A 20,472-nucleotide genomic window follows, 5' to 3' on the forward strand; every position below is an offset into this window, starting at 1 on the left:
GCGTTGGCCCCCGCGCGGCAGGCAGCGCAGCAGCGCCACCGTGTAGGGATGGCGCGGATCGTTGAACACGACCTCCGTTGGTCCTTCCTCGACCAGCATGCCGGCATAGAGCACGCCCACTCGGTCGCACATGTTAGAAACGACGGCGAGGTTGTGGCTGATGAACAGGATAGAGGCCGACAGTTCCTGCCTGAGCTGTGCGATCAGGTCGAGCACTTCGGCCTCCACCGTCGCATCGAGGCCGGTGGTCGGCTCGTCGAGGATCAGCATCGACGGATCGTTGGCCAGCGCCATGGCAATCGCCACGCGTTGCTGCATGCCGCCGGAAAGCTGGTGCGGGTAGCGCTGCATGACGCTGACGGGGTCGGAGATGCGCACGCGGTTCAGCATCGCAATCGCCCGGTCGGTGGCCGCTCGTCCCGAAACGCCGCCGAGTTCAAAAATCTCGGTCAGCTGACGGCCGACGCGGATCGATGGGTTCAGCGCCTTGCCTGGGTCCTGATAGACCATGGAGACGCTTTCCGCGCGCGCCCGCCTGAGCGCTTCGGCGTCAAGTTTCATCACGTTCTGGCCGTCGAGCGAGATCGCGCCGCCGGTGATCGAGCCATTTCTCGGCAGATAGCGCACGACGGTGAGCGCCACTGTCGACTTGCCGCAACCGGATTCGCCGACCAGCCCATAGGCTTCGCCCTGGCCGATGGTGAGGCTGAGGTTGCGTAGCACGGCGCGATTGCGGCCGGCGACGCGGTAGGCAACCGAAAGATCGGTGAGTTCGAGTGCGTTTTCGGCCTTGGCGGAGTTAGTCATTGAGCGCTCCGTGAACGCCGTCGGCCGCCAGATTGACGCCGATCACCAGCGAAGCGATGGCGAGCGCATCGAACAGCACCGTCCACCAGAAGCCGCCGCCGATCATGCCGTAATTGTTGGAGATCGAGAGCCCCCAGTCGGGTGAGGGCGGCTGGATGCCGAAACCCATGAAGGAGAGCGTGGCGACCGCGAAAATGGCGTAGCCGAGCCGCACGGTGGTTTCGACCAGGATCGGCGGGATGACGTTGGGCAGGATCTCGACGAACATCGTATGCAGTGCACTTTCATGCCGAAGCTGTGCGGCGGCGACATAGTCGAGTTCGCGCTCGGCCAGCACCGCCGAGCGCACGGTGCGCGCAATGATCGGCGCGAAGCTGAGACCGATGACGACGATGACCGTGGTTTTGGAGGTGCCGAGCGCGACGATGGCCAGCAGCGCGACGATGACCACCGGGATCGCCATGAAGGCTTCCAGGATGCGGCTGACGACATCGTCGACGAGACCGCGAAAATAGCCGGTAAGGAGGCCGAGCCCCGTGCCGGCCACTGTCGCCAGCAAGGTTGCCAGCGGTGCGACGGTCAGGATGTCGCGCGAACCGACGATGACGCGCGAGAAGACGTCGCGGCCGATCTGGTCGGTGCCGAACCAGTGTTCGGAAGAGGGCGGCGCCAGCGCGTTGATGATGTCGTCGGCAAGCGGATCGTAAGGTGCGAAATGCTCGCCCAACAGCGCACAGGCAACCCAGAACAGCACGATGGCGAAACCGACAAGGAATGTGCGCGAGCGCAGCAGCGAGAAAAAGACCTCCGCCAGCGGGCCGCGCCGGCGCGTGTCGTCTGGTGTCGGAGAGCTGGTTTGGACGGCGCTCATTGATCTGACCCCAGACGGATACGCGGATTGAGCACGGAATAGAGGAAGTCGGCGACAAGGGTGGCCAAGGCATAGACAATGCCGATGGTGAGGATGCCCGACTCCAGCATCGGGAAATCCTTGCCGCGCGCGGCGGTGAAGATCAGCGACCCGATGCCCTGGTAGCGAAACAGCGTTTCGATGACGACAAGGCCGCCGATGAGGTAGCCGGTCTGCGTCGCGATGACGGTGATGGTCGGCAGCAGCGCATTGCGCAGCACATGCCGCCAGATCACCGTGCGCCAGGGCAGGCCCTTCAGCACGGCCGTTCGCGTGTAGTCGGAATCGAGCGCCTCGATCATGCCGGAGCGTGCCATGCGGGCGATGTAGCCGAACAGCACCAGGAACAGCGGCAGCGAGGGCAGGATCAGGTAATAGAGCTGCGTGAAGAAGCCGGCGTCGCGCGGCCATGCGGCCGATATCGGCAGCCAGCGCAGCCAGACACCAAAGATCAGGATCAGGATGATGCCGGTGACGAATTCCGGCAGCACCGTCACCGACAGGCCGCCGAGACTGATGATGCGGTCGAGCGGGCGGTTGAGGTTGAATGCGGCGACGACGCCGCCGAGGATGCCGATCGGCACCACCAGCACGAAGGCGACCGCCGCCAGCTTCATCGAATTGCCGAGCGCATCGATGACGAAAGGCGCGACCGGCGAGCGGAAGATGTAGGACGTACCCATGTCGCCCTGGACGAAGTTGGAGATCCAGCTCCAGTATTGCGTTAGCAGCGGGCGATCGACGCCGAGCGTGTGATTGAGCGCGTCGACCGCGCGCTGGTCGGCGAACGGGCCCAATATGGCGCGCCCGACATTGCCGGGCAGCACCTGGCCGCCCAGGAACACCATGATGCTGAGCAGGAACAGCGTGACGAGCGACAGCGAGACACGCCGGACAAGGAAGGAGAGAATGGCTAGGACTCCTTGTGGAGCCAGCCCCCATGCGGGAGCTGGCTGTTAGAGGATTGGCTTTCCCTTCCGTTCAGGCCTTCGATGCCTTGTCGAGGAACAGCTGCGACATGGCGGTCGGCTGCACGCCGGCCACACCCTTCGCCGTCGCCGTGAGATAGTCGTAGAAATAGCCGAAGATGACAGGCGTTTCCTCGAGCAGCAGCTTCTGGATCTTGCCGGCGTCGGCCTTCTGTGCCTCGAGGTCGAGGGCTGCGATGTAGCTGGTCGCCAGCGCGTCATAGTCCTTGTTCTTGAAGTGTGCCGCGTTCCAGGTGCCTTCACTCTTCAGCGGTGCCGCGAGATAGACGTTCGGCACGCCGCGGTGACCATAGTCGGTGATGCCCATCACCGAATCCAGCCAGTTCGACTTGCCGAACACCGCGTCTCCGTAATAGCCGCTTTGGTCGAGGATGTTGAGGTCGAGTTGGACACCGATCTCCTTGACCCAGTTTTGGATTAGCTGGGCGTATTCGGGGATTTCCAGGTAGCGTTCGGTGGTCAGGGTTATCTTGAAGCCCTGGCCAAGGCCGGCTGCTTCCATAAGCTGCTTGGCCTGGGCGATATCCTGCTTGCGTTGCGGCACGCTCGTATCGGTCGAAGGATAGACGGCGGCGAACGGGCTGTCATTGCCTAGAGCGGAGCGTCCCTTCATCAGGCCGGCGGCCAGCTTGTCGCGATCGAGGCAGAGCGCAATGGCACGGCGCACGCGCGCATCCTTCAACGGACCCTCGTCGCAGCGCATGTGCAGTTGCTGATGGGCCGACGACTTCAGGCTGATGATGTCGACGTTCGGATCGTTGAGCAGAGCGACGCCGGCCAGCACGGGCATCTGGTTGATGATGTCGACCTGTCCGCCCTGCAGCGCCAGGATCTGCGGCTGCATATCGGTGAAGAAGGTGAATTCGGTGCGTTCCGGCAGTGCCTTCGGACCCCAATAGTCTTCGTTGCGGACGAAGGAGGCGCCGACCTTTGCCGTGTATTTCTCTATTCTGAACGGCCCGGTGCCGTCGAAGCTCTTCTCGTAGTCGCCCTTGTAACTCGCCGGGATGATGACGGCGTTGTAGTTGTCGGACGACAGCATGTAGGGGAAGTTGCCGTTCGGCGCATCGAGGTGGAATTCCACCGTGTAGTCGTCGACCTTCTTGGAGGCGCCCTTCTGCAGGATGCCGGTGAACACCGACAGCGCATTGGACGAATTGGCCGGATCGGCAAGGCGGTCGATGCTGGCCACGACGTCGTCGGCCTTCATCTCCCCGCCGCTGTGGAATTTTACGCCCTTGCGCAGCTTGAAGGTCCACACCGTGCCATTGTCGTTCGGCTTCCAGCTCTCGGCCAGCGCCGGTTGCAGCACCAGGTCGGGACCGTCGACACAAAGGAATTCCGCAACCTGCTGCATCACCAGCAGGCCGCCGGCGTCCGCAATGGTGACCGGGTCGATCGTTGCCGCCGGCACGCTGCTGGCGACACGGATGGTGGCGCCGGGTGCGCCTTGGGCGCGCGCCAGCGACGGCATGCCGCCAAGGCCGGCGGCCATGCCGATGCGGCCCAGCAGCGGCAGCGACAGGCCGAGCAGGCTGCCGTGACGGACGAAGTCGCGGCGGCTGACACGACCGTCGACAAGGCCGTCGATCAGGTGATTTTCAAGCGGCGTGCGATTGCGCCGGATCAGGTCGAGAATGCTGTAGTTCTTGCTCATGGGTTTTTACCCTTTCCCCTATTCTTATGTTGACGAAATTTCGTGGATTGCTCCATTTTTCGGCCGCCAGAGAGGTCTGTCGACCGAAACTTTAGCATGCGGTTTTGTCCGGTCCATCCAGTCGTGACGTGGACGTGCCGGATTCCTGGCTGCACTGCTGCCGCCGTCTAGTTCAGCGGCAAACGGCGATAGGTTCCGGGCTTTGCCGGGTCATGATACTTGTTGCACGGTCCTTTCTCGGTAAAGTCTCTGTGACAGGCAGCGAGGTTCTCGCGCGACAAGGTGACGCCGAGACCGGGACCTTCCGGAACGCGCACGAAATTGTTCCTTGGCGAAAACGGCCCTTCCTCGGTGACATCCATCGGCAGCATGCGAAACAGCGACTGGTTCGGCTCCCTGATCCAACCAAGTGCCGCGCACAGGTGCAGATAGGCGGCACTGCCGATGCCGCTGTCGCCGCTGTAGCACCAGAAATCGATGCCGGCGTGCTCGCAGGCGCCAACGAAGCGCAGCAGCCGGCCGATGCCGCCATGCGTTGTCGGGTTGCCGACGAACGCGTCCGGAACCTTGGTTTCCATGGCGCGCGCAATGTCGATGTTGTGGGTCGAGAACGGGATCGAGCAATGGCGCCGCAATTCGCGCATCTCCTCGATGGTCGCCACCGGATCCTCCCAGTTGCGCACGCCCAACTCTTCCAGCGGGCGCGCCAGCCGCCGCGCGGTGCTGAGCGAATAAGCCTGGTTGGAATCGATACGGATCATCGCGTCGTCGCCGAGTTTCTTGCGGATCAGCTCGACCATCCTGAGCGAGACTTTCGGATCTTCGGTCGAGAACTTGCCTTCGAAGAAGGTCGTTCCATGCGTCTCGTGCAATTCGACGCAATAGTCGGCGACTTCCTCGGGCGTCGTCTCGCCCTTCACCTTTGGCCCGTCACCGCGCAGCGAAAAATAGTCGGTGAACGGGATGTCCTTGCGCACGGCGCCGCCAAGCAACTGGTAGAGCGGCTGGTTCCACGCCTTGCCGCGCAGGTCCCACAAAGCCATCTCGATGGCGCCGAAAGCCATGATGCGGGTGCGGTCGTTGATCGACTGCACGCCGGTCCAGAAGGGCAGGCAGACATGCTCGGCGCCGGCGATGTCGAAGGCATCGCGCCCGACCAGACGCTGGCCAAGGATATCATTGATGATCGCCGCCGCCGCCGGGGTCGGCGCCTCGCCAAGGCCGATCAAGCCATCCTCGGTCTCGACCTCGACAATGGTCGGCGAAAATCCGTCGAGCTCGCCGAACACCCAGGCATAGGGCGCCTCGAGGCGCAAATTGATCGGCGTGGCTTTGATGCTGCGGATCTTCATCTCAGCGGCCGACCTCGAAGAAGGGCTTCCCGAGCAAATCGGGAACGACATCGATGCCAAGGCCGGGGCCATCTGGAACGCCCATGCGGCTGCCGGTGACCGGGGGCATGTTCGACGCCGTGCGCACCGTCACCCATTCATGGAAGGCGATGGCATGCAGCCGGCGCTCTTCCGGCGTCGACAGCGACAGATGCGCCATCGCCGCGGTGTCGATCTCGGCGCCGCCCGTGTCCTCGACCGTGATCATGAAGCCGAGGTCGACGGCAACGTCGCGGATCTGGCGCGTCTTCGTCACCCCGCCAAGGCGCGAGATCTTCAGGGTCAGCCCGTCGGCCGCACCCAGGCGATGAATTTCCAGCATCGCCTCGAGCGAGGTGACGGATTCGTCGAGCACCATCGGCTTGTCGAGCATGCGGCGCACCGACATGTTTTCATCGATCGTGGTGCAGGGCTGCTCGAACGTGTAGTCGATGCTGCGCGTCGCGCCGGCGAACTGGCGCGCCTGATAGGGCGTCCAGCCGGCATTGGCGTCGCAGAAGATGACCGTGCCTTTCGGCACCGAGGCGGCGACCGCGGTGACACGCTCGATGTCGTCATGCACATTGCCGCCGACCTTGACCTGTAGCCGGTGGAAGCCGTCCTTGACGATGCGCTTGGCCAGCGCGGCCATGGCGTCGACGCTGCCGTGCGTGACGACCTTATAGAGTTCTGCGGTGTCGCTTTCCTTGCCGCCGAGCAGCGTGACCAGCGGCACGTCGGCGGCGCGCCCCGCCAGATCCCAGCAGGCCATGTCGAGCGCCGACTTGATGTAGGGATGACCCTTGAACACCGTGTCCATCAGCCGGCCGATGCTGGCTAGTCCGCGTGGATCATGGCCGATCAGATGCGGCGCGATCTCGACCACCCCGGCGCGAACGCCGGCCGGGAAGGCTGCCGAGTAAAAATTGCCGAGCGGCGCCATCTCGCCCCAGCCGGTGATACCGCTGTCTGATGCAATGGACACGATCACCGCGTCGAAAGCGTCGGCCTCGCGCCCCTTCGACATGCGGTATGGCCCGTCCACGAAGGGCTGCACGACATGGTAGGCCTTGATGGTTTCGATCTGCACGTGTCTTGTCCGCTGTCTGTGATGGTGGGGAACGGGTCAGGCGCCCCTCGACGGGCGTTGTTCGAGGCCGCGCGCATAGGCAAGCAACTCCTCGAAATCGAGATCGATGTGCTCCCTGGCATGGCGCTGGGCTGCACGCATGTCCTTGCCCTTCAGCAACCGCACATAGGTTTCGTGAACATCTTCGGCCGGCACCGGCTCATTGCGGGCATGCTGGTGGAGCGCAAAATACATCTGCAGCCGGCTGGTCAGCCGCTGCCAGGTTTCCAGCAGCACCGAATTGTCGGCCCATTCGTAGATCAGGCCATGCAGTTGCAGCGCGGTTTCGATTTGGCGTGTCGTGTCCAACGCACGGGTCGCCTGCTTCACGGCTTCGTGACGCCGGTCGAGCTCGTCGAAGAAGCGCTGGTCGCGCAGCGGCCACGCCCGCTCGATGGCCAGCTCGTCCATCACCTTGTTGAACGAATAGGCATCGTCGATGTCCTTGGCTGTGACCTCGATGACGAAGGTGCCGGCATAGGGGATGCTGGTCAGGATGCCTTCCTGGACCAGTTCGCGCATTGCCTCGCGCAACGGCGCGCGGCTGACCCGCATCTGTTCGGAAATCCGCAGCTCGTTGAGCTTCTGGCCGGGTGCGAGCTGCCCGGTCAGGATCGCGCGCCGCAACAGCGCGACGATCTCGGCGCGTCGCGTCGTGTCCGCAATCGGACTGAAATCCGCTTTCGCCATTCGGCCACTCCCAGGGAAATCGAAAGCAAGACAAGCAGATTGTCGACAATCTAACAAGAGGTCATCTTCGGATTCTTGGGGGCCGTTGGCATGTCGGCCTTTCGGTCTCAGGCGGCACGGCCGTAGAAGCCGACCCGCTCCTCGGGGCTGAACATCACGCCGGGCTTTTCATAGTAGGAAAACACCGCGATCATGCGCTCGCGCTCGCCTTCGACCGTGGTGACGCGATGCGCGGTGTTTTTGCCGCGGAAGACATTCAGCGTGCCGGGCTTCATGCGCAGGATCTTTGCATCGGGGTCGCGCCCGTCCAGCAGCCTTGCGACGCCGTCATAGTTGGGATTGCCGTCAGATCGCAGATCGGTGCGGTATTCGAGGTCGCCGCCGTATTCCGCTGCCTGCAGCAGCAGCGTCGTCGTGAATTCGGAACGATCGAAATGCCAGTTCAAAGCCTCGCCGGCGCGATAGGCCATGACATTGGTTCGCGCCAGCGGATCCTGCATGACATGCAGCCTGGTCTTGCCCATCGTCGCTGCCAGGAAGCGCAGTAGCGGTTCGTATTCGTAGATGGCGAGCACGACACTGCCAGGAATCTGGTCGGCACAGACGGTGTGGCTGATGGTCTCCACCTTGCGCAGCGCCGGATGGTCGGGTGCAAGCTCGGGGATTTCAGGCTTGAAGTAGATGTTGTGCATCCGCTTGTGCACATGCGAGCGCGCGGCCATCACCGGCTGGATTTCGCGCACGGCTTGTTCCGCCACGCCGGGGCGCAAAAACCCTTCCAGATTGAACATGCCGTCGGCTTCGAGCGCGGCGACGGATTGTTCGACAAGGCGCTGCCATTCAGCGCTGCCTTCGCGGTCGAGCGGATAGCGGTCGAGATCGAGGATGTCTTTCATCGTCATGGCTCCGAAGGTTTCGAGCCTATGAGACGGCAAAAAAATCTTTCTCTCAACGTCGAAAATAATTAAGATCGAGCAAGAAAAACTTATGGATCTGTTGTGGAACGGTTGCCGCCGCTGAATGCGATCAAGGCTTTTGAAGTTGCCGCCCGTGCCGGCAGCTTCACCTTGGCCGCTTCTGAACTCGGCGTGTCCTCTGCAGCGGTCAGCCAGCAGATACGCAATCTTGAGAACTGGTTCGGCAAGCAATTGTTCGTGCGCACCGGCAACCGCATCGCGCTCACCGATGCCGGCCACGCCATCTATCCACAGACGGCGAAGGCGCTAGGAGACATCGCCGCCATAGGCCAGCGCATGCTGGAGGGCGGGATGCGGACGCGCCTGGTCGTCAGCGTGCCGTTCTCGCTGGCCGAACTGTGGCTGGCGCCGAGGCTGGCGGTACTTCTCGATGCCTTTCCGCAGATGGCGATCGACGTTCGGGTCGAGGACGATCCGGTCGACCTGATGCGCCAGAACATCGACCTGCGCATCAGCTATGGCGATTATCACTATCCCGGATTGAAACTCGTCCGTCTCGTCCATGACGACGTCCTGCCTGTCTGCGCACCGGAATTCTGGCACCGGCACGGCAATGGCGATACCAGTCTGGCGGATTTGCACGAGAGCCAGTTCATCCACACCAATTGGGGGCCGAACTATGCCTCGCACCCGACCTGGGCTGACTGGTTTGCGGCCTCCGGCGGCAGCCGCTCACCCAACCCGTCGCACGGGCGGCGCGTCGGCCTGTCCAGCCTTGCGATCGCCTCGGCAAGGCTGGGCCTGGGCATCGCGCTTGGCCAGCGGGTCATGGCGCGCGCCGATCTGGCGGCCGGTCGGCTGATTGCGCTCTCCTCCGTCTCGGTGCGCCTCGGGCATCCCTACTGTGCATTCATGCCGCCGGCCAAGGCCGACCGCGCCGATGTTGCCGGTCTGGTGGAACTGCTCAGTCGAGCGGCGCCCGCGACCTGTGGGAAGGTCGGGGCGCCGCGCTGAAGCCGGGTCCTGACGGGGGTGTTCAGGTGGCCGGCTTTTCCGGTATCGGCGATACAGGCGCTCCGGGTCCGATCTTCTGCAGATTGCCCGTGATCACCTGGTCGCCCTCGGCGACGCCGCTGAGGATGGCGACCTGACCGCCGCTCGTCGGTCCGAGCGAAACCAGCCGCTGGTCGACCGTGTTGTCCTTGCCGACGACATAGAGATATTTGCCGAGCTGGCTCGAGCCCAGCGCCGTCTGCGGCACCATCAGCGCGTCGGCCTGCTCTCTCACATGCAGCCGGACACGAACATATTGGCCGGGCAGCAGCGTGAACTTGCCGTTACCGATCGTTGCGCGCGCCGTGATCGTGCCGGTCGAGCGGTCGACCGAATTGTCGATGAAGGTAAGCTCGCCCTTCTGGCTGGCCTCGGTCTGGCCGGGGAGCAGCACCTCCACTTCGATCGGGCCGTTCGCACGGGCTTGCTCGATCTCGGCCAGATCCGTCTCGCTCGGGTTGAAGGTGACGTAGATCGGATCGAGTTGCACCAGCGTGTTGAGCACGGTGCCGGCAACGCTGACCAGCGTTCCGACCGAAGCCTGGTTGCGGCCGAGACGCCCGGCAAACGGCGCCCGGATTTCGGCGTAGCTCAGATTGAGCTCTGCCGTGCGGACCGCCGCTTGGTTGACCGCCAGCGACGCCTGTGCCTCGCGCAAGGTGCTGGTGCGCTGGTCGAAGCCGTCCTTGGCGAGGTAGCCGCTCTTGGCGAGCTCGGTGCCGCGACCGAGGTTGGAGCGGGCATAGTCGAGCGTCGCCGTATCGCGCTGCACTTGCGCCTTGGCCTGGTCGAGAGCCGCCTGGAAGTCGTCAGGCGAGATTTTGTAGAGAAGGTCGCCTTGCCGGACGTCGACGCCGTCGGCTGCGGTCTGCTCCTGCAGATAGCCCGGAATCCTGGCCTGCAAGGTGATGCTGCGGATCGGTTCCGTCCGCGCGGCATAGTCCAGGTAGATCGGGATCGTCTTCTTGACGACACTAACCACCGGCACCGGCATGACGAATGCCGCCGGAGCAGGCGTCGCCGCGGCCGTGCCGGCATTGAGGCTGAGGTTGCCCATGTCGAGCAGGTGGACGCTGGCCACCGAGATCGCTCCCAGCGCGACGGCCGTTCCCAACGCGATTTTCCATTTACGCATGATCAGTCTCCAATCTTATTCGGCCGCTTCCGCCAGGGGGCGCAAGGCGGGCTCAGTCGTTGGTTCATTGTCTTGAGAGGCGGGCTCGTCATTGCCGCGGCGTTCGCGCAGCTGTTCGATGACCGCGTAGAACACCGGCACGAACACCAGCGACAGGATGGTCGCCGCGACCATGCCGCCGAACACGGTGGTGCCGATCGACTGCCGGCTTGCCGCACCGGCGCCGGTCGCAAACATCAGCGGCAGCACGCCGAGGATGAAGGCGAAGGCCGTCATCAGGATCGGCCGCAGCCTGAGCCGTGCCGCCTCCATCGCCGCGTCGACGATGCTGAGGCCTTCTTCGCGCCGTCGCCTTGCGAACTCGACGATCAGGATCGCGTTCTTGGCCGCCAGGCCGATCAGCATGACGAAGCCTATCTGCGAGTAGACGTCGATCTGCATGCCACGCAGCAACAGGGCCACGAAGGCGCCGAACAGGGCCAGTGGCACCGCCAACAGCACCATGAACGGCATCGCCCAGCTCTCATACTGCATCGCCAGGATCAGGAAGACGAAGACGATGGCGAGGCCGAAGACGACGGACGCGATCGATCCTGCCTTGAGCTCCTGGAAGGTGATGCCGGTCCATTCGAAACCGAAATCCCTTGGCAGCGCAATGGCGGCGGCCCGTTCCATCGCGGCAACCGCCTGGCCCGAGGAAAAGCCGGGTGCGGCACCGCCATTGATCGAGGCCGAGGCATTGTTGTTGTAATGCGGCACGGTCTCCGGGCCGACGAAGGGCACGAGTTTGCCCAGCGTCGAGAGCGGCACCATGCCGCCGGAGGCATTGCGCACATAGAGCCGCGAAATGTCGGCGGCACCCGCACGTGCATCCTTGTCGGCCTGGATGGTCACCCGGAAGGTGCGGCCGAACAGGTTGAAGTCGTTGACGTAGAGCGAGCCGAGATAGATCTGCAGCGTGTTGAAGACATCGGGCAGATTGAGGCCGAGCAGCTTGGCCTTGCTGCGGTCGAGGTCGTAGTTGAACTGCGGCGTCGAGGTCGAGAATGGCGAGAACAGCTGCTGCGGGTTGATTTCCGGCTGCTTGCGCGCCTCGGCGATCACGGCTTGCGTCGCATCGTTGAGGGCTGAACTGCCGCGGCCGGTCAAATCCTCGACGACGAATTCGAAGCCGCCTGTGGTGCCGATACCCGGGATAGAGGGCGGATCGAAGCTCAGCGCGAAAGCTTCAGGGATCTGCATCAGCTTGCCGCGCACATCGGCGACGAGCTTCGACGCGCTCTGGTCGGGGCCGCGCTCCTCCCACGGCTTCAGGATGGCGAATTCGACCGCCGAATTCGACTGCGCCGCACTGGTCAGGAAATTCAGGCCGCTGATCGAGCCGACAATCTCGACGCCGGGCGTCGCCTGCAGGATGTCGCGCGCCTTCTGCGCCACCGCGTCGGTGCGTTCCAGCGACGCGCCGTCGGGCAACTGGATGACGACGAAGAAATAACCCTGGTCCTCGACCGGAAGGAAGGTCGAGGGCAGGCGCTGCCAGACGAAGTAGGTGGCGACCAGGCCGGCCGCGAACAGGCCGAGCATGATCCAGCGCAAGCGGATGAGAATGCGTACGCCATTGGCGTAGGCGTGCGACAGCCTGTCGAAGCCGGTGTTGAACCAGCGGAACGGAGCGAACTGCGTCTCGCCGCGATGCCGCAGGAAGGCCGCGCTGAGCGCGGGACTGAGCGTCAGCGAGTTGAAGGCCGAGATGCCGACGGAAATCGCCACCGTCAGCGCGAACTGGTTGTAGAGCTTGCCGGAGACGCCGGGAATGAAGGCGACCGGCACGAACACCGCCATCAGCACCGCGGTGGTGGCGATGATCGGTCCGGTGACCTCGCGCATTGCGGCCTTGGTCGCCGCAAGCGGCTTGAGTCCGGCCTCCAGCTGTCGTTCGACATTCTCAACCACGACGATGGCGTCGTCGACGACGAGGCCGATCGCCAGCACCATGCCGAGCAGGGAGAGCATGTTGAGCGAGAAGCCGAGCATCTCCATGACGACCAGCGTCGCCACCAGCGACACCGGAATGGCAATGGTCGGGATGATCGTCGTGCGCCAGCTTTGCAGGAAGAGGAACACCACGGCGACGACCAGCACCAGCGCTTCGCCGAGCGTGATCAGCACGTCATGCATCGACGCCGAGACGAAGCGCGTCGTGTCGTAGTGCATTGCATAGGACACGCCCTTCGGGAAGCGGCCCGACAGCTCCTGCATCTTGTCCTTGACGCGCTGCTGCAGATCGAGCGCGTTGGAGCCGGGCATCTGGTAGACGGCGAGCACCACGGTCGGGTCCTTGCCGAAGAAGGCCGACGACGAATATTGCAGTGCGCCGAGCTCGATGCGGGCGACGTCGCGCAGCCTGACCAGCGAGCCGGTGTCGGTGTTGGCGCGCACGACGATGTCGCCGAATTCCTTTGGATCGCTCAACCGGCCGACGGCGTTGACCTGCATCTCGAAGGCGGTGCCGGCGGGTGCCGGCGATTGGCCGATCTTGCCGGCCGCCACCTGGACATTCTGCTCGGCGATGGCGTTCTGCACATCGACCGCGGTGATGCCGAGATTGGCGAGCTTGTCGGGATCGAGCCAGACGCGCATGGAATAGCGCCGCTCGCCGAAGATCTGCACATCGCCGACGCCGGGCAGGCGCTTCAGCGGATCGACCACCTGCAGATAGGCAAGGTTGCTCAGCGCCACCGGATCGACCGAACTGTCGGGCGAAGTCAGGTTGACGATGAGGACGAAGTTCGGGTTCTGCTTCTTGATCGTCACGCCGCCCTGGTTGACGATCGCCGGCAGCGACGAGGCGGCCTGCGAGACGCGGTTCTGCACGTCGACGGCGGCGGTGCTCAGCGAATAGCCGACATCGAAGGTGATGGTGATGGTCGAGGAGCCGTCATTGGAGCTCGTCGACGACATGTAGGTCATCCCCTGCACGCCGTTGATCTGCTGCTCCAGCGGCGTTGTCACCGTATCGGCCACCACTTGCGCGCTGGCGCCTGGATAGTGGGCGCTGACCACGACCTGCGGCGGTGTGATGTCGGGAAACTGCGAGACGGGCAGCAGGAAATAACAAATCGACCCGGCGAGCACCATGATGATGGCGATCGCCGAGGCGAAGATCGGACGGTGGATGAAAAAGTTTACCACGAGACGCAAGCCTCCCCGGCTGCTCTTGCCCGCCCGAAGGCGCTGGCGACGCTGGACAGTCTTTGACCGCGCTTGTCACCGAGGTCGTCCCGCGAATGCAGCAACGGCACCTCGTTGCGCTGCGCATAGGCAAGCGAGCGCAGCATCGTCTCGAAGGCGCGCGGGTCGACGCCATCGGCTTTCATGACCAGCCGGATCATCGGATCCCGGACGGCCTCATCTATGGTAAGATCGCGGCGCTGTGGCATTGGCCGGCTCCTTGTCTGTCGATTCGCAGCACGTGCTCGCGAACCGTTTTCATCTTTTCACCGGCCGAGGCCGCATGATTGGCAGTTTCTTGTCCCTCTCGTCGGCAGGGCCAGTTCACGGCCTTGTTATTGACGGTGGACGATATAGGTGTTACCAGTAAGTAACATTCTGGAAGTTACAGACCGGTAACACCCTAGTCAAGAGGTGGCCGAGGGTTTTTTGGAAACGAAAGGAGATCATGATGACAGACGGCATCGTGGAGCGCTCTCGTCCCCGGGATCGGATCCTGGAGACGGCACGCGACATGTTCCACAAGCATGGCATCAAGGGTGTCGGCGTCGACGCCATCACCGAAGCTGCCGGCACGAACAAGATGACGCTCTATCGTCACTTCGAATCCAAGGACGAACTGATCGTCGAATGCCTGCGCGCCAATGCGGCCAAGGCGGGCGCTATGTGGGATGCGTTCGAGGCCGAATTTCCTGGTGACAAGCTTGCCCAACTGCATGCCTGGGTTCGCAAGGCGGCTGCCATGCTCAATGCGGATGGGCGCGGCTGCGACATGGCCAACGCCGCCGCTGAGCTGACCGAGCCGGACCATCCGGCCAGGCTGGTGATCAAGGAGCTCAAGGAAGCCCAGCGCGAGCGCCTTGTGACGCTATGTCGGGATGCGGGCATCGGCCAGGCTGAACTGCTCGCCGATACGCTGTCGCTTCTGCTCGAGGGCGCGCGGGTTAGCGTGCAGACCGTGGGGTCGGAAGGTCCGAGCACGCAGTTCGTGCGCATGGCTGAAGGATTGATCGTTTCTTTCAGGGGCGCCGCCGCCGGTTGAGGTGACCTGTCGCCTATCCATGTGCGCCATTCATCGCGTGATGACTGGGCGCGCTTTGGTGTCGCTGTGCCGCCATCCCTGTCGGCCAAACGAAAAAAGCCCGCTGCCGGGAGGAGGTGGCAGCGGGCTCGATTTTCGAATGTGGCGCGGGAGGAGGTGCACCCCATTCAGCGTCGGCATCGCATCTGGGAGGAGTAGATGGCCGACAACCAGAACCTACGAGTTGCCCAACGATTCGGCAACAAAGAAACTTGCATAGCTGCTGTGCAGATTTGCCGTGCCAATCATCGTACAAATCCGGAAACCCGGTTTAGCCAAGCCATTTCGCATTACTGCACCGGGACGTTTTCCCTGAAGATCAAGCGCGGTTCGATGAACTTGCGCGTCAGATAGGGTGCCGAGGAGGCAATCGAGCCGAGCAGGCGAATGACCGACTGTTCCGCGATCAGCCTGGCATTCTGGTCGATGACGACATCGAGCAGGTCGTCGACGAGATGACCGCGCGTGTCCTTGGTCAGATCGTGGCAGATGAACACCGGCTTGCGGTTCGGCCTGGCCTCCCGGATCGCCTTTGCAACGCCCGAATGTCCAGCTCCGACGCAATAGATGCCGAGCAGTTCCGGCTCGTCGTGCAGCGCCTTCATGGTCTCGGTGTAGCTGGCATCGGGCTCGTCGTTGACCTCGACGGCGCTGCTGACGGTCAGATTGGGAAACTCCTCACTGAGCACCGAGCGGAAACCCATTTCGCGTTCCTCGTGGCCGCGATAGGAACGTGAGCCGACGACCATCGCAAGATGGCCGGTGCGGCCGCCAAGGAAGCGTCCCATCAGCAGCGCCACCGTTCGTCCCGCCACCCGGTTGTCGATGCCGACATAGGCCGCGCGCGGTGCCGCCGGAACATCGGACACCAGCGTCACCAGGCGCATGCCGGCTTCGACGATGTCGCGCAGGATGTTGCGCGTACGCGGATGATCGACGGCGATGACACCGACGCCATTGGCCCTGAGCGACAGGTTTTCGACAGCGCTCTGCAACGCGTTCGGCGAGATACCGGCGAGGTTATGGATCCGGCACGAGGCGACAAGCGGCAGGCGCGCGGCGTAGTCCTCGATGTGCCCGGCGAGATCGCGCATGAAGGCATTGCTGCCGATCGGCAGCAGGAATTCAAGGTGGGCGGGCCGCGAGGGTAGCGTCACCTGATCGGCGACCGGCAGATAGCCGACTTGCTTGGCCGCCTCCATGACGCGCTGGCGGTTGGCCGCACTCGCACCCGGCCGGTTGTTGAGCACCCGGTCGACCGTTGCGGTCGACAGCCCGCAGCTACGAGCGATATCGGAGACAGTGGCTTTCATGCCGTAACCCACAGCCCGCAGTTGCGTGCGGTATCCGAGACTGTGGCTTTCATGCTGCAATCCTGTTCGCCATGCGGTGGCGCGTCAGACAAGCGATGCGATCTGAGGTGACGGGTGATTGCCGCCCATCACCATTCTCAGTGCGATGGCTTGCCATCGGCGATGGCATCGCGGATTTCCTTGTCCGACATGCCGGTGATGATCCGTTCGACCTCCGCCACGCTGGTCTTCTTGGGGTCTATGTCGTCAGCAACCACCTTGCCGCGGCGCATGACGACGATGCGGTCGACTACCTGGAAGACATGGTGGATGTTGTGGGCGATGAAAATGCAGGAATGGCCGGAATCGCGGGCGCTGCGCACGAAGCTCAGCACACCCTGTGTTTCGGCGACGCCGAGATTGTTGGTCGGCTCGTCGAGAATGATCAGGTCGCTGTCGAAATGCATGGCGCGCGCGATCGCCACCGCCTGGCGCTCGCCGCCGGAGAGCGAGCCGATCGGCGTCGTCGACGGGATGTTCTTCGAGATGCCTACCTGCTTGAGCAAGTCGCGAGCAACCGTGTTCATCGCATCCTGGTCCATCCGGTTGAGGAAGCGCGGCGGCTTGATCGGCTCGCGCCCGAGGAACAGATTGCGGGCGATCGACAGTTGCGTCACCAGCGCCGAGTCCTGGTAGATCGTCTCGATGCCGTGGGCGATGGCGTCGCTGGTGCTGCGCAGGCTCACCTTCTTGCCGCGGATGAAGATATCGCCGCTGGTCAGCGGAACGGCACCCGAGAGCACCTTGATCAGCGTCGACTTGCCGGCGCCGTTGTCGCCGAGCAAGCCGACGATCTCCCGTTCATTGACATGGAAATTGGCATCCTCCAGCGCCTGCACGCGGCCATAGGACTTGCGGATGCTCGTCATGCGGATCAGTGGCTCGGCCATGGTTCAAGTCCCCGCCTGGTGCCGGCGTTCCAGCCATGAATGCAGCGCCATCATGCCAAGGATGATAGCGCCGATGAAGATGTTGTAGGCAAGACCGGGCACGCCGATCAGCACGATGCCGTTGCGCATCACGCGCAGGATCAGGATGCCGAGCACCGTGCCGATGATTGTGCCGCGCCCGCCAGTAAGTGCTGTACCGCCGATCACCACCATGGCGATGACTTCCAGTTCGTAGCCGGTGCCGCTGTTGGGGTTGGCGGCGGAAGTGCGCAGCGACGAGATGACGCCGGCAAGCGAAGCCATGACCGACGACAGCACGAACAGGCCGATCTTGACGCCGCTGACATTGACGCCGCGCGCCCTTGCAGCACTCGGGTTGCCGCCGGCCGCCTGGATCCAGTTGCCGGTGCGGCTTTGCGTCAGCACATAGCCGAGCCCGATCGCCGCGGCGATGAACCAGAACAGCGACATGTAGATGCGGAACGGGCCGATGAAGAAATCGCCGACCAGCACTTCCGCCAGCCAGCTGCCTTCCGCGCTCCAGGTGCGCTGGGGAAAACCATCGGTGACGAAAAGAGCGGTGCCGCGCACCACCAGCAGCATGCCAAGCGTCACCAGGAAGGATGGGATCTTGAGCTGCGTCACGAACCAGCCATTGACCAGCCCGATGAAGGCGGCGACCAGCAGCGCGGCGACAAAGCCGACCTCAAGGGAGGTCAGGCCGCTGTTGAACAGGGTCCACATCAAGACCGGCGAGAAGCCGAACAGGGAGCCGACCGAGAGGTCGAACTCGCCCGATGTCATCAACAGCGTCATCGCCAGCGCGATCAGGCCGAGTTCGACCGTGAAGGCCAGCGTGTTGGAGATGTTCTGCGGCGACAGGAAGTCGTGGTTGAAACTCCAGAAAACGGCGATCTCGACGACGAGCAGCACCAGCGGGCCGAATTCCGGCCGTGCGATCAGGCGTTGGACGAGCGAATGATTTTCCACGGCAATCCGCGACATGAGTGGAAGGCTGAGCGTTGCACATCGCGTGCGAAGGGCTCGGCGAAATGGAGAGCCAGTCGCGACCGTTGGGCGGCCGCGACTGCTAGGATTGGATGTTACTTGCCGGACAGGATGTCGTCGTAGATTTGCGCGGTGTCTTTTTCGTAGAGCGCGCCGGTGATGACGTTGAAGCCCGGAGGAATGCCGCCGGCGGCCATATTGGCCAGCGAAAGCGCGACATAGCTGGTCGCCTGCGGGTCCTGCCACTGGCCGGCATTGACATAGCCGTTCAGCACTTCCTGGGTGGTGTCGAGCGAATTGCCCCAGCCGACGACCGGGATTTCGCCCGGCTTGATGCCGACCTGGTCGAACACCCGCTTGATCGAGCCGGTGACGAGATCGCCCAGGCCGATGATCGCCTTCACCTTGGCCTTGTTGGCCGTGAGGTAGTCGACCATGCGGTTGATCACTTCAGCCTGATCAAGCGTGGCTTCCGTGATTTCATAGGTGATGCCGAGCGGCTCGAAGACGCTCTTGATGCCTTCTTCTTCCTGCACGCCATAGGTGGCGCCGGGGATTTCGACCGGCATCCAGACGAAGTCGCCTTTCTTCACCAGGCCTTTGTCGACCAGATACTGCGCCCAATGCTTGCCGAAGGTGACATTGTCGCCGCCGACATAGGCGTTGAAGTCGGCCTTCGGATCAGGCGTGTTGAAATTGATGATCGGCACTTTCGCCGCACGCGCTTCCTTGACGATCTCGATCAGGCTGCCCGGATCCGGGCTCGTGGTGACGATACCGTCGGCCTTGGCGGAGAGGGCGGCGCGAACCGCTTCCTGCTGCGAGGCGACATCGCCATTGTGGAACGAGGTGTTGACCGTGTTGCCGGTGTCCTTGGCCCATTGCTTGGCGCCGGCCAGGAAATAGGTCCAGACCGGATCGGCCGGACCGCCGTGCGAAATCCAGTAGAACGTCTTGGCCTGTGCCGCTGCTGGTACCACCATCAGCGCCACCAACAGGCCGTATAGAACGAGTCTTAGCCGTGTCAGCATTTGATTTCCTCCCGTTTGTAGATCGTCAGTTCAAAATCCGTCCCTTGTTCCGCGTCTTTTTGCCAGCGCCGGTTGAATGCGTCAGAGCATCCCCTTTTTCGACGGATGGCAAGCCTCCATCTGCCAAGCCTCCATCTGCAGGTGTAGTGGGCGTCTGACGGGGCGTCATCAGCGGTCCCATCAGATTGCGTCAGTTGAGGTGATTTTCCGACTGTCTGATAATTGGCGTGATTGCTTCGGGTCGCGCGAACGCGGCCTGCGCCGACAAGGGTCACGCCGGCGACCATCCTACGCCCACGGGGCCAGGTCCGCAGCGCTTGGCAGGGCGTCGACGACACCAGTTGCTAGATCAGATCGGCTCTGGCCAGCTCCCGCATCAGATGCCTGGCGCCATAGGTCCAGTGCGGGCAGTCCGGCGACAGCTGCACGCGGTTGACCAGCGCGCCGAATTTTTCCGACGAGATGGTGACGATGTCGCCGACCTTGTGGGTAAATCCCTTGCCCTTCTCGCCGCGATCCTTGGACGGAACGAACATGGTGCCGAGATAGAGCGCCAGCCCGTCCGGATACTGGTGGTGCGGCCCCATGGCCGCGGCGACCAGTTCCTCCGGCGAGCGGCTGATCTCCGCCATCGAGCTTGCGCCCTCCAGCGAGAACCCGTCCTCGCCCTCGACTTTCAGGCGCACGACGGCGCGCTTGACGTCATCGATGGAGAATTTGTCGTCGAATAGGCGGATGAAGGGGCCGAGTGAGGCCGAGGCATTGTTGTCCTTGGCCTTGCCGAGCAGCAGCGCCGAACGCCCTTCGACGTCGCGCAGATTGACGTCGTTGCCGATGGTCGCGCCGACGATCCGGCCGCTGGAGGCGGCGATCATGGCGATCTCGGGTTCCGGATTATTCCAGGTCGACACCGGGTGCAGCCCGACATCGGCGCCGAAGCCCACCGAGGCCATCGGCTGGCACTTGGTGAAGATCTCGGCATCGGGGCCGATGCCCACTTCCAGATATTGCGACCAGGCGCCGCGCGAAATCAGCTTGGCCTTGATCTCCATCGCTTCGGGCGAACCGGGCTTCAGCTTCGACAGATCGTGGCCGATCAGTCCTGCGATGTCGGCGCGGATGGCATCGGCTTTTTCAGCCGAACCGCGCGCCTGTTCCTCGATCACCCGTTCCAGCAGGCTGACGACGAAGGTGACGCCCGATGCCTTGACCGCCTGCAGGT

Annotated in this window: 18 protein-coding genes; 2 read left to right on the forward strand and 16 right to left on the reverse strand. The window is 63.3% G+C overall.

The genetic code is table 11. From position 1 onward, the window contains the following. The 8 genes from EOB59_RS36405 to EOB59_RS16530 form a co-directional block, all read right to left on the reverse strand. On the reverse strand, positions 1 to 807 hold an 807-nt coding region (locus EOB59_RS36405), incomplete at its 3' end, for an ABC transporter ATP-binding protein (RefSeq protein ID WP_245486656.1). Next, positions 800 to 1,678: an ABC transporter permease gene (locus tag EOB59_RS16500; protein WP_128288795.1), complete on the reverse strand. Its 879-nt coding sequence runs from the start codon at positions 1,676 to 1,678 to the stop codon at positions 800 to 802. The genes EOB59_RS36405 and EOB59_RS16500, both read right to left, overlap by 8 nt. Further along, entirely contained in the window at positions 1,675 to 2,628 is a 954-nt protein-coding gene (locus EOB59_RS16505; RefSeq protein WP_127811047.1) for an ABC transporter permease, read from the reverse strand. The genes EOB59_RS16500 and EOB59_RS16505 overlap by 4 nt, the downstream gene beginning before the upstream one ends. Before the next feature lie 70 nt (positions 2,629 to 2,698). Continuing rightward, a complete protein-coding gene (locus tag EOB59_RS16510) occupies positions 2,699 to 4,363 on the reverse strand; it encodes an ABC transporter substrate-binding protein (protein WP_128288796.1) in 1,665 nt (554 codons plus the stop codon). Positions 4,364 to 4,530: 167 nt separating this feature from the next. Continuing rightward, on the reverse strand, positions 4,531 to 5,715 hold the full coding sequence (locus tag EOB59_RS16515; protein ID WP_128288797.1) for a mandelate racemase/muconate lactonizing enzyme family protein: 1,185 nt from the start codon (positions 5,713 to 5,715) through the stop codon (positions 4,531 to 4,533). A 1-nt stretch (position 5,716) separates the two neighbouring features. Continuing rightward, positions 5,717 to 6,823: a mandelate racemase/muconate lactonizing enzyme family protein gene (locus EOB59_RS16520; protein WP_128288798.1), complete on the reverse strand. Its 1,107-nt coding sequence runs from the start codon at positions 6,821 to 6,823 to the stop codon at positions 5,717 to 5,719. A gap of 36 nt (positions 6,824 to 6,859) precedes the next feature. Continuing rightward, the gene (locus tag EOB59_RS16525) at positions 6,860 to 7,552 is read right to left on the reverse strand and encodes a GntR family transcriptional regulator (RefSeq protein ID WP_023808713.1); all 693 of its coding nucleotides are present in this window, start codon (positions 7,550 to 7,552) and stop codon (positions 6,860 to 6,862) included. Between the two features lie 107 nt (positions 7,553 to 7,659). Next, entirely contained in the window at positions 7,660 to 8,448 is a 789-nt protein-coding gene (locus EOB59_RS16530) for a 2OG-Fe(II) oxygenase (RefSeq protein ID WP_127398067.1), read from the reverse strand. A 102-nt stretch (positions 8,449 to 8,550) separates the two neighbouring features. On the opposite strand from EOB59_RS16530, the gene EOB59_RS16535 reads away from it, so the two are divergent. After that, positions 8,551 to 9,483, forward strand: coding sequence for a LysR substrate-binding domain-containing protein (locus tag EOB59_RS16535; protein ID WP_127811042.1), 933 nt, complete (start codon positions 8,551 to 8,553; stop codon positions 9,481 to 9,483). Between the two features lie 22 nt (positions 9,484 to 9,505). On the opposite strand, the gene EOB59_RS16540 is transcribed toward EOB59_RS16535, so the two are convergent. The 3 genes from EOB59_RS16540 to EOB59_RS16550 are packed head-to-tail and all read right to left on the reverse strand — an operon-like array spanning position 9,506 to position 14,097. Further along, positions 9,506 to 10,657, reverse strand: coding sequence for an efflux RND transporter periplasmic adaptor subunit (locus EOB59_RS16540; RefSeq protein ID WP_127320305.1), 1,152 nt, complete (start codon positions 10,655 to 10,657; stop codon positions 9,506 to 9,508). A gap of 15 nt (positions 10,658 to 10,672) precedes the next feature. After that, positions 10,673 to 13,849, reverse strand: coding sequence for a multidrug efflux RND transporter permease subunit (locus tag EOB59_RS16545; RefSeq protein ID WP_127270244.1), 3,177 nt, complete (start codon positions 13,847 to 13,849; stop codon positions 10,673 to 10,675). Continuing rightward, positions 13,843 to 14,097 (reverse strand): hypothetical protein, encoded by a 255-nt coding sequence (locus tag EOB59_RS16550; RefSeq protein ID WP_128288799.1) that lies wholly within the window; start codon positions 14,095 to 14,097, stop codon positions 13,843 to 13,845. Before EOB59_RS16550 ends, EOB59_RS16545 begins: the two co-directional genes overlap by 7 nt. Positions 14,098 to 14,339: 242 nt before the next feature. On the opposite strand from EOB59_RS16550, the gene EOB59_RS16555 reads away from it, so the two are divergent. Continuing rightward, the gene (locus EOB59_RS16555; protein WP_127320309.1) at positions 14,340 to 14,930 is read left to right on the forward strand and encodes a TetR/AcrR family transcriptional regulator; all 591 of its coding nucleotides are present in this window, start codon (positions 14,340 to 14,342) and stop codon (positions 14,928 to 14,930) included. A 329-nt stretch (positions 14,931 to 15,259) separates the two neighbouring features. Here EOB59_RS16555 and EOB59_RS16565 read toward each other — a convergent pair whose 3' ends face one another. The 5 genes from EOB59_RS16565 to EOB59_RS16585 form a co-directional block, all read right to left on the reverse strand. After that, positions 15,260 to 16,282: a LacI family DNA-binding transcriptional regulator gene (locus EOB59_RS16565; RefSeq protein ID WP_128288801.1), complete on the reverse strand. Its 1,023-nt coding sequence runs from the start codon at positions 16,280 to 16,282 to the stop codon at positions 15,260 to 15,262. 137 nt (positions 16,283 to 16,419) lie between these two features. After that, positions 16,420 to 17,211: an ATP-binding cassette domain-containing protein gene (locus tag EOB59_RS16570; RefSeq protein ID WP_127396913.1), complete on the reverse strand. Its 792-nt coding sequence runs from the start codon at positions 17,209 to 17,211 to the stop codon at positions 16,420 to 16,422. A gap of 3 nt (positions 17,212 to 17,214) precedes the next feature. Continuing rightward, positions 17,215 to 18,201, reverse strand: a complete 987-nt coding sequence (locus tag EOB59_RS16575; RefSeq protein ID WP_127396914.1) for an ABC transporter permease — start codon at positions 18,199 to 18,201, stop codon at positions 17,215 to 17,217. A 113-nt stretch (positions 18,202 to 18,314) separates the two neighbouring features. Continuing rightward, positions 18,315 to 19,250, reverse strand: coding sequence for a substrate-binding domain-containing protein (locus tag EOB59_RS16580; RefSeq protein ID WP_013532868.1), 936 nt, complete (start codon positions 19,248 to 19,250; stop codon positions 18,315 to 18,317). Between the two features lie 344 nt (positions 19,251 to 19,594). Beyond that, the coding region (locus EOB59_RS16585) for a fumarylacetoacetate hydrolase family protein (RefSeq protein WP_245486657.1) at positions 19,595 to 20,472 on the reverse strand (878 nt) is incomplete at its 5' end.

It is taken from the genome of Mesorhizobium sp. M7A.F.Ca.MR.176.00.0.0, assembly GCF_004023165.1.
In the GTDB taxonomy this organism is placed as follows: Bacteria; Pseudomonadota; Alphaproteobacteria; order Rhizobiales; family Rhizobiaceae; genus Mesorhizobium.

Bases quoted from the DNA above. Each gene is read 5' to 3' on its own strand.
- EOB59_RS16530 (WP_127398067.1), bottom strand. From the start codon at position 8,448: ATGAAAGACATCCTCGATCTCGACCGCTATCCGCTCGACCGCGAAGGC.
- EOB59_RS16510 (WP_128288796.1), bottom strand. From the start codon at position 4,363: ATGAGCAAGAACTACAGCATTCTCGACCTGATCCGGCGCAATCGCACG.
- EOB59_RS16550 (WP_128288799.1), bottom strand. From the start codon at position 14,097: ATGCCACAGCGCCGCGATCTTACCATAGATGAGGCCGTCCGGGATCCG.
- EOB59_RS16540 (WP_127320305.1), bottom strand. From the start codon at position 10,657: ATGCGTAAATGGAAAATCGCGTTGGGAACGGCCGTCGCGCTGGGAGCG.
- EOB59_RS16500 (WP_128288795.1), bottom strand. From the start codon at position 1,678: ATGAGCGCCGTCCAAACCAGCTCTCCGACACCAGACGACACGCGCCGG.
- EOB59_RS16515 (WP_128288797.1), bottom strand. From the start codon at position 5,715: ATGAAGATCCGCAGCATCAAAGCCACGCCGATCAATTTGCGCCTCGAG.
- EOB59_RS16565 (WP_128288801.1), bottom strand. From the start codon at position 16,282: ATGAAAGCCACTGTCTCCGATATCGCTCGTAGCTGCGGGCTGTCGACC.
- EOB59_RS16525 (WP_023808713.1), bottom strand. From the start codon at position 7,552: ATGGCGAAAGCGGATTTCAGTCCGATTGCGGACACGACGCGACGCGCC.
- EOB59_RS16580 (WP_013532868.1), bottom strand. From the start codon at position 19,250: ATGCTGACACGGCTAAGACTCGTTCTATACGGCCTGTTGGTGGCGCTG.
- EOB59_RS16570 (WP_127396913.1), bottom strand. From the start codon at position 17,211: ATGGCCGAGCCACTGATCCGCATGACGAGCATCCGCAAGTCCTATGGC.
- EOB59_RS16555 (WP_127320309.1), top strand. From the start codon at position 14,340: ATGACAGACGGCATCGTGGAGCGCTCTCGTCCCCGGGATCGGATCCTG.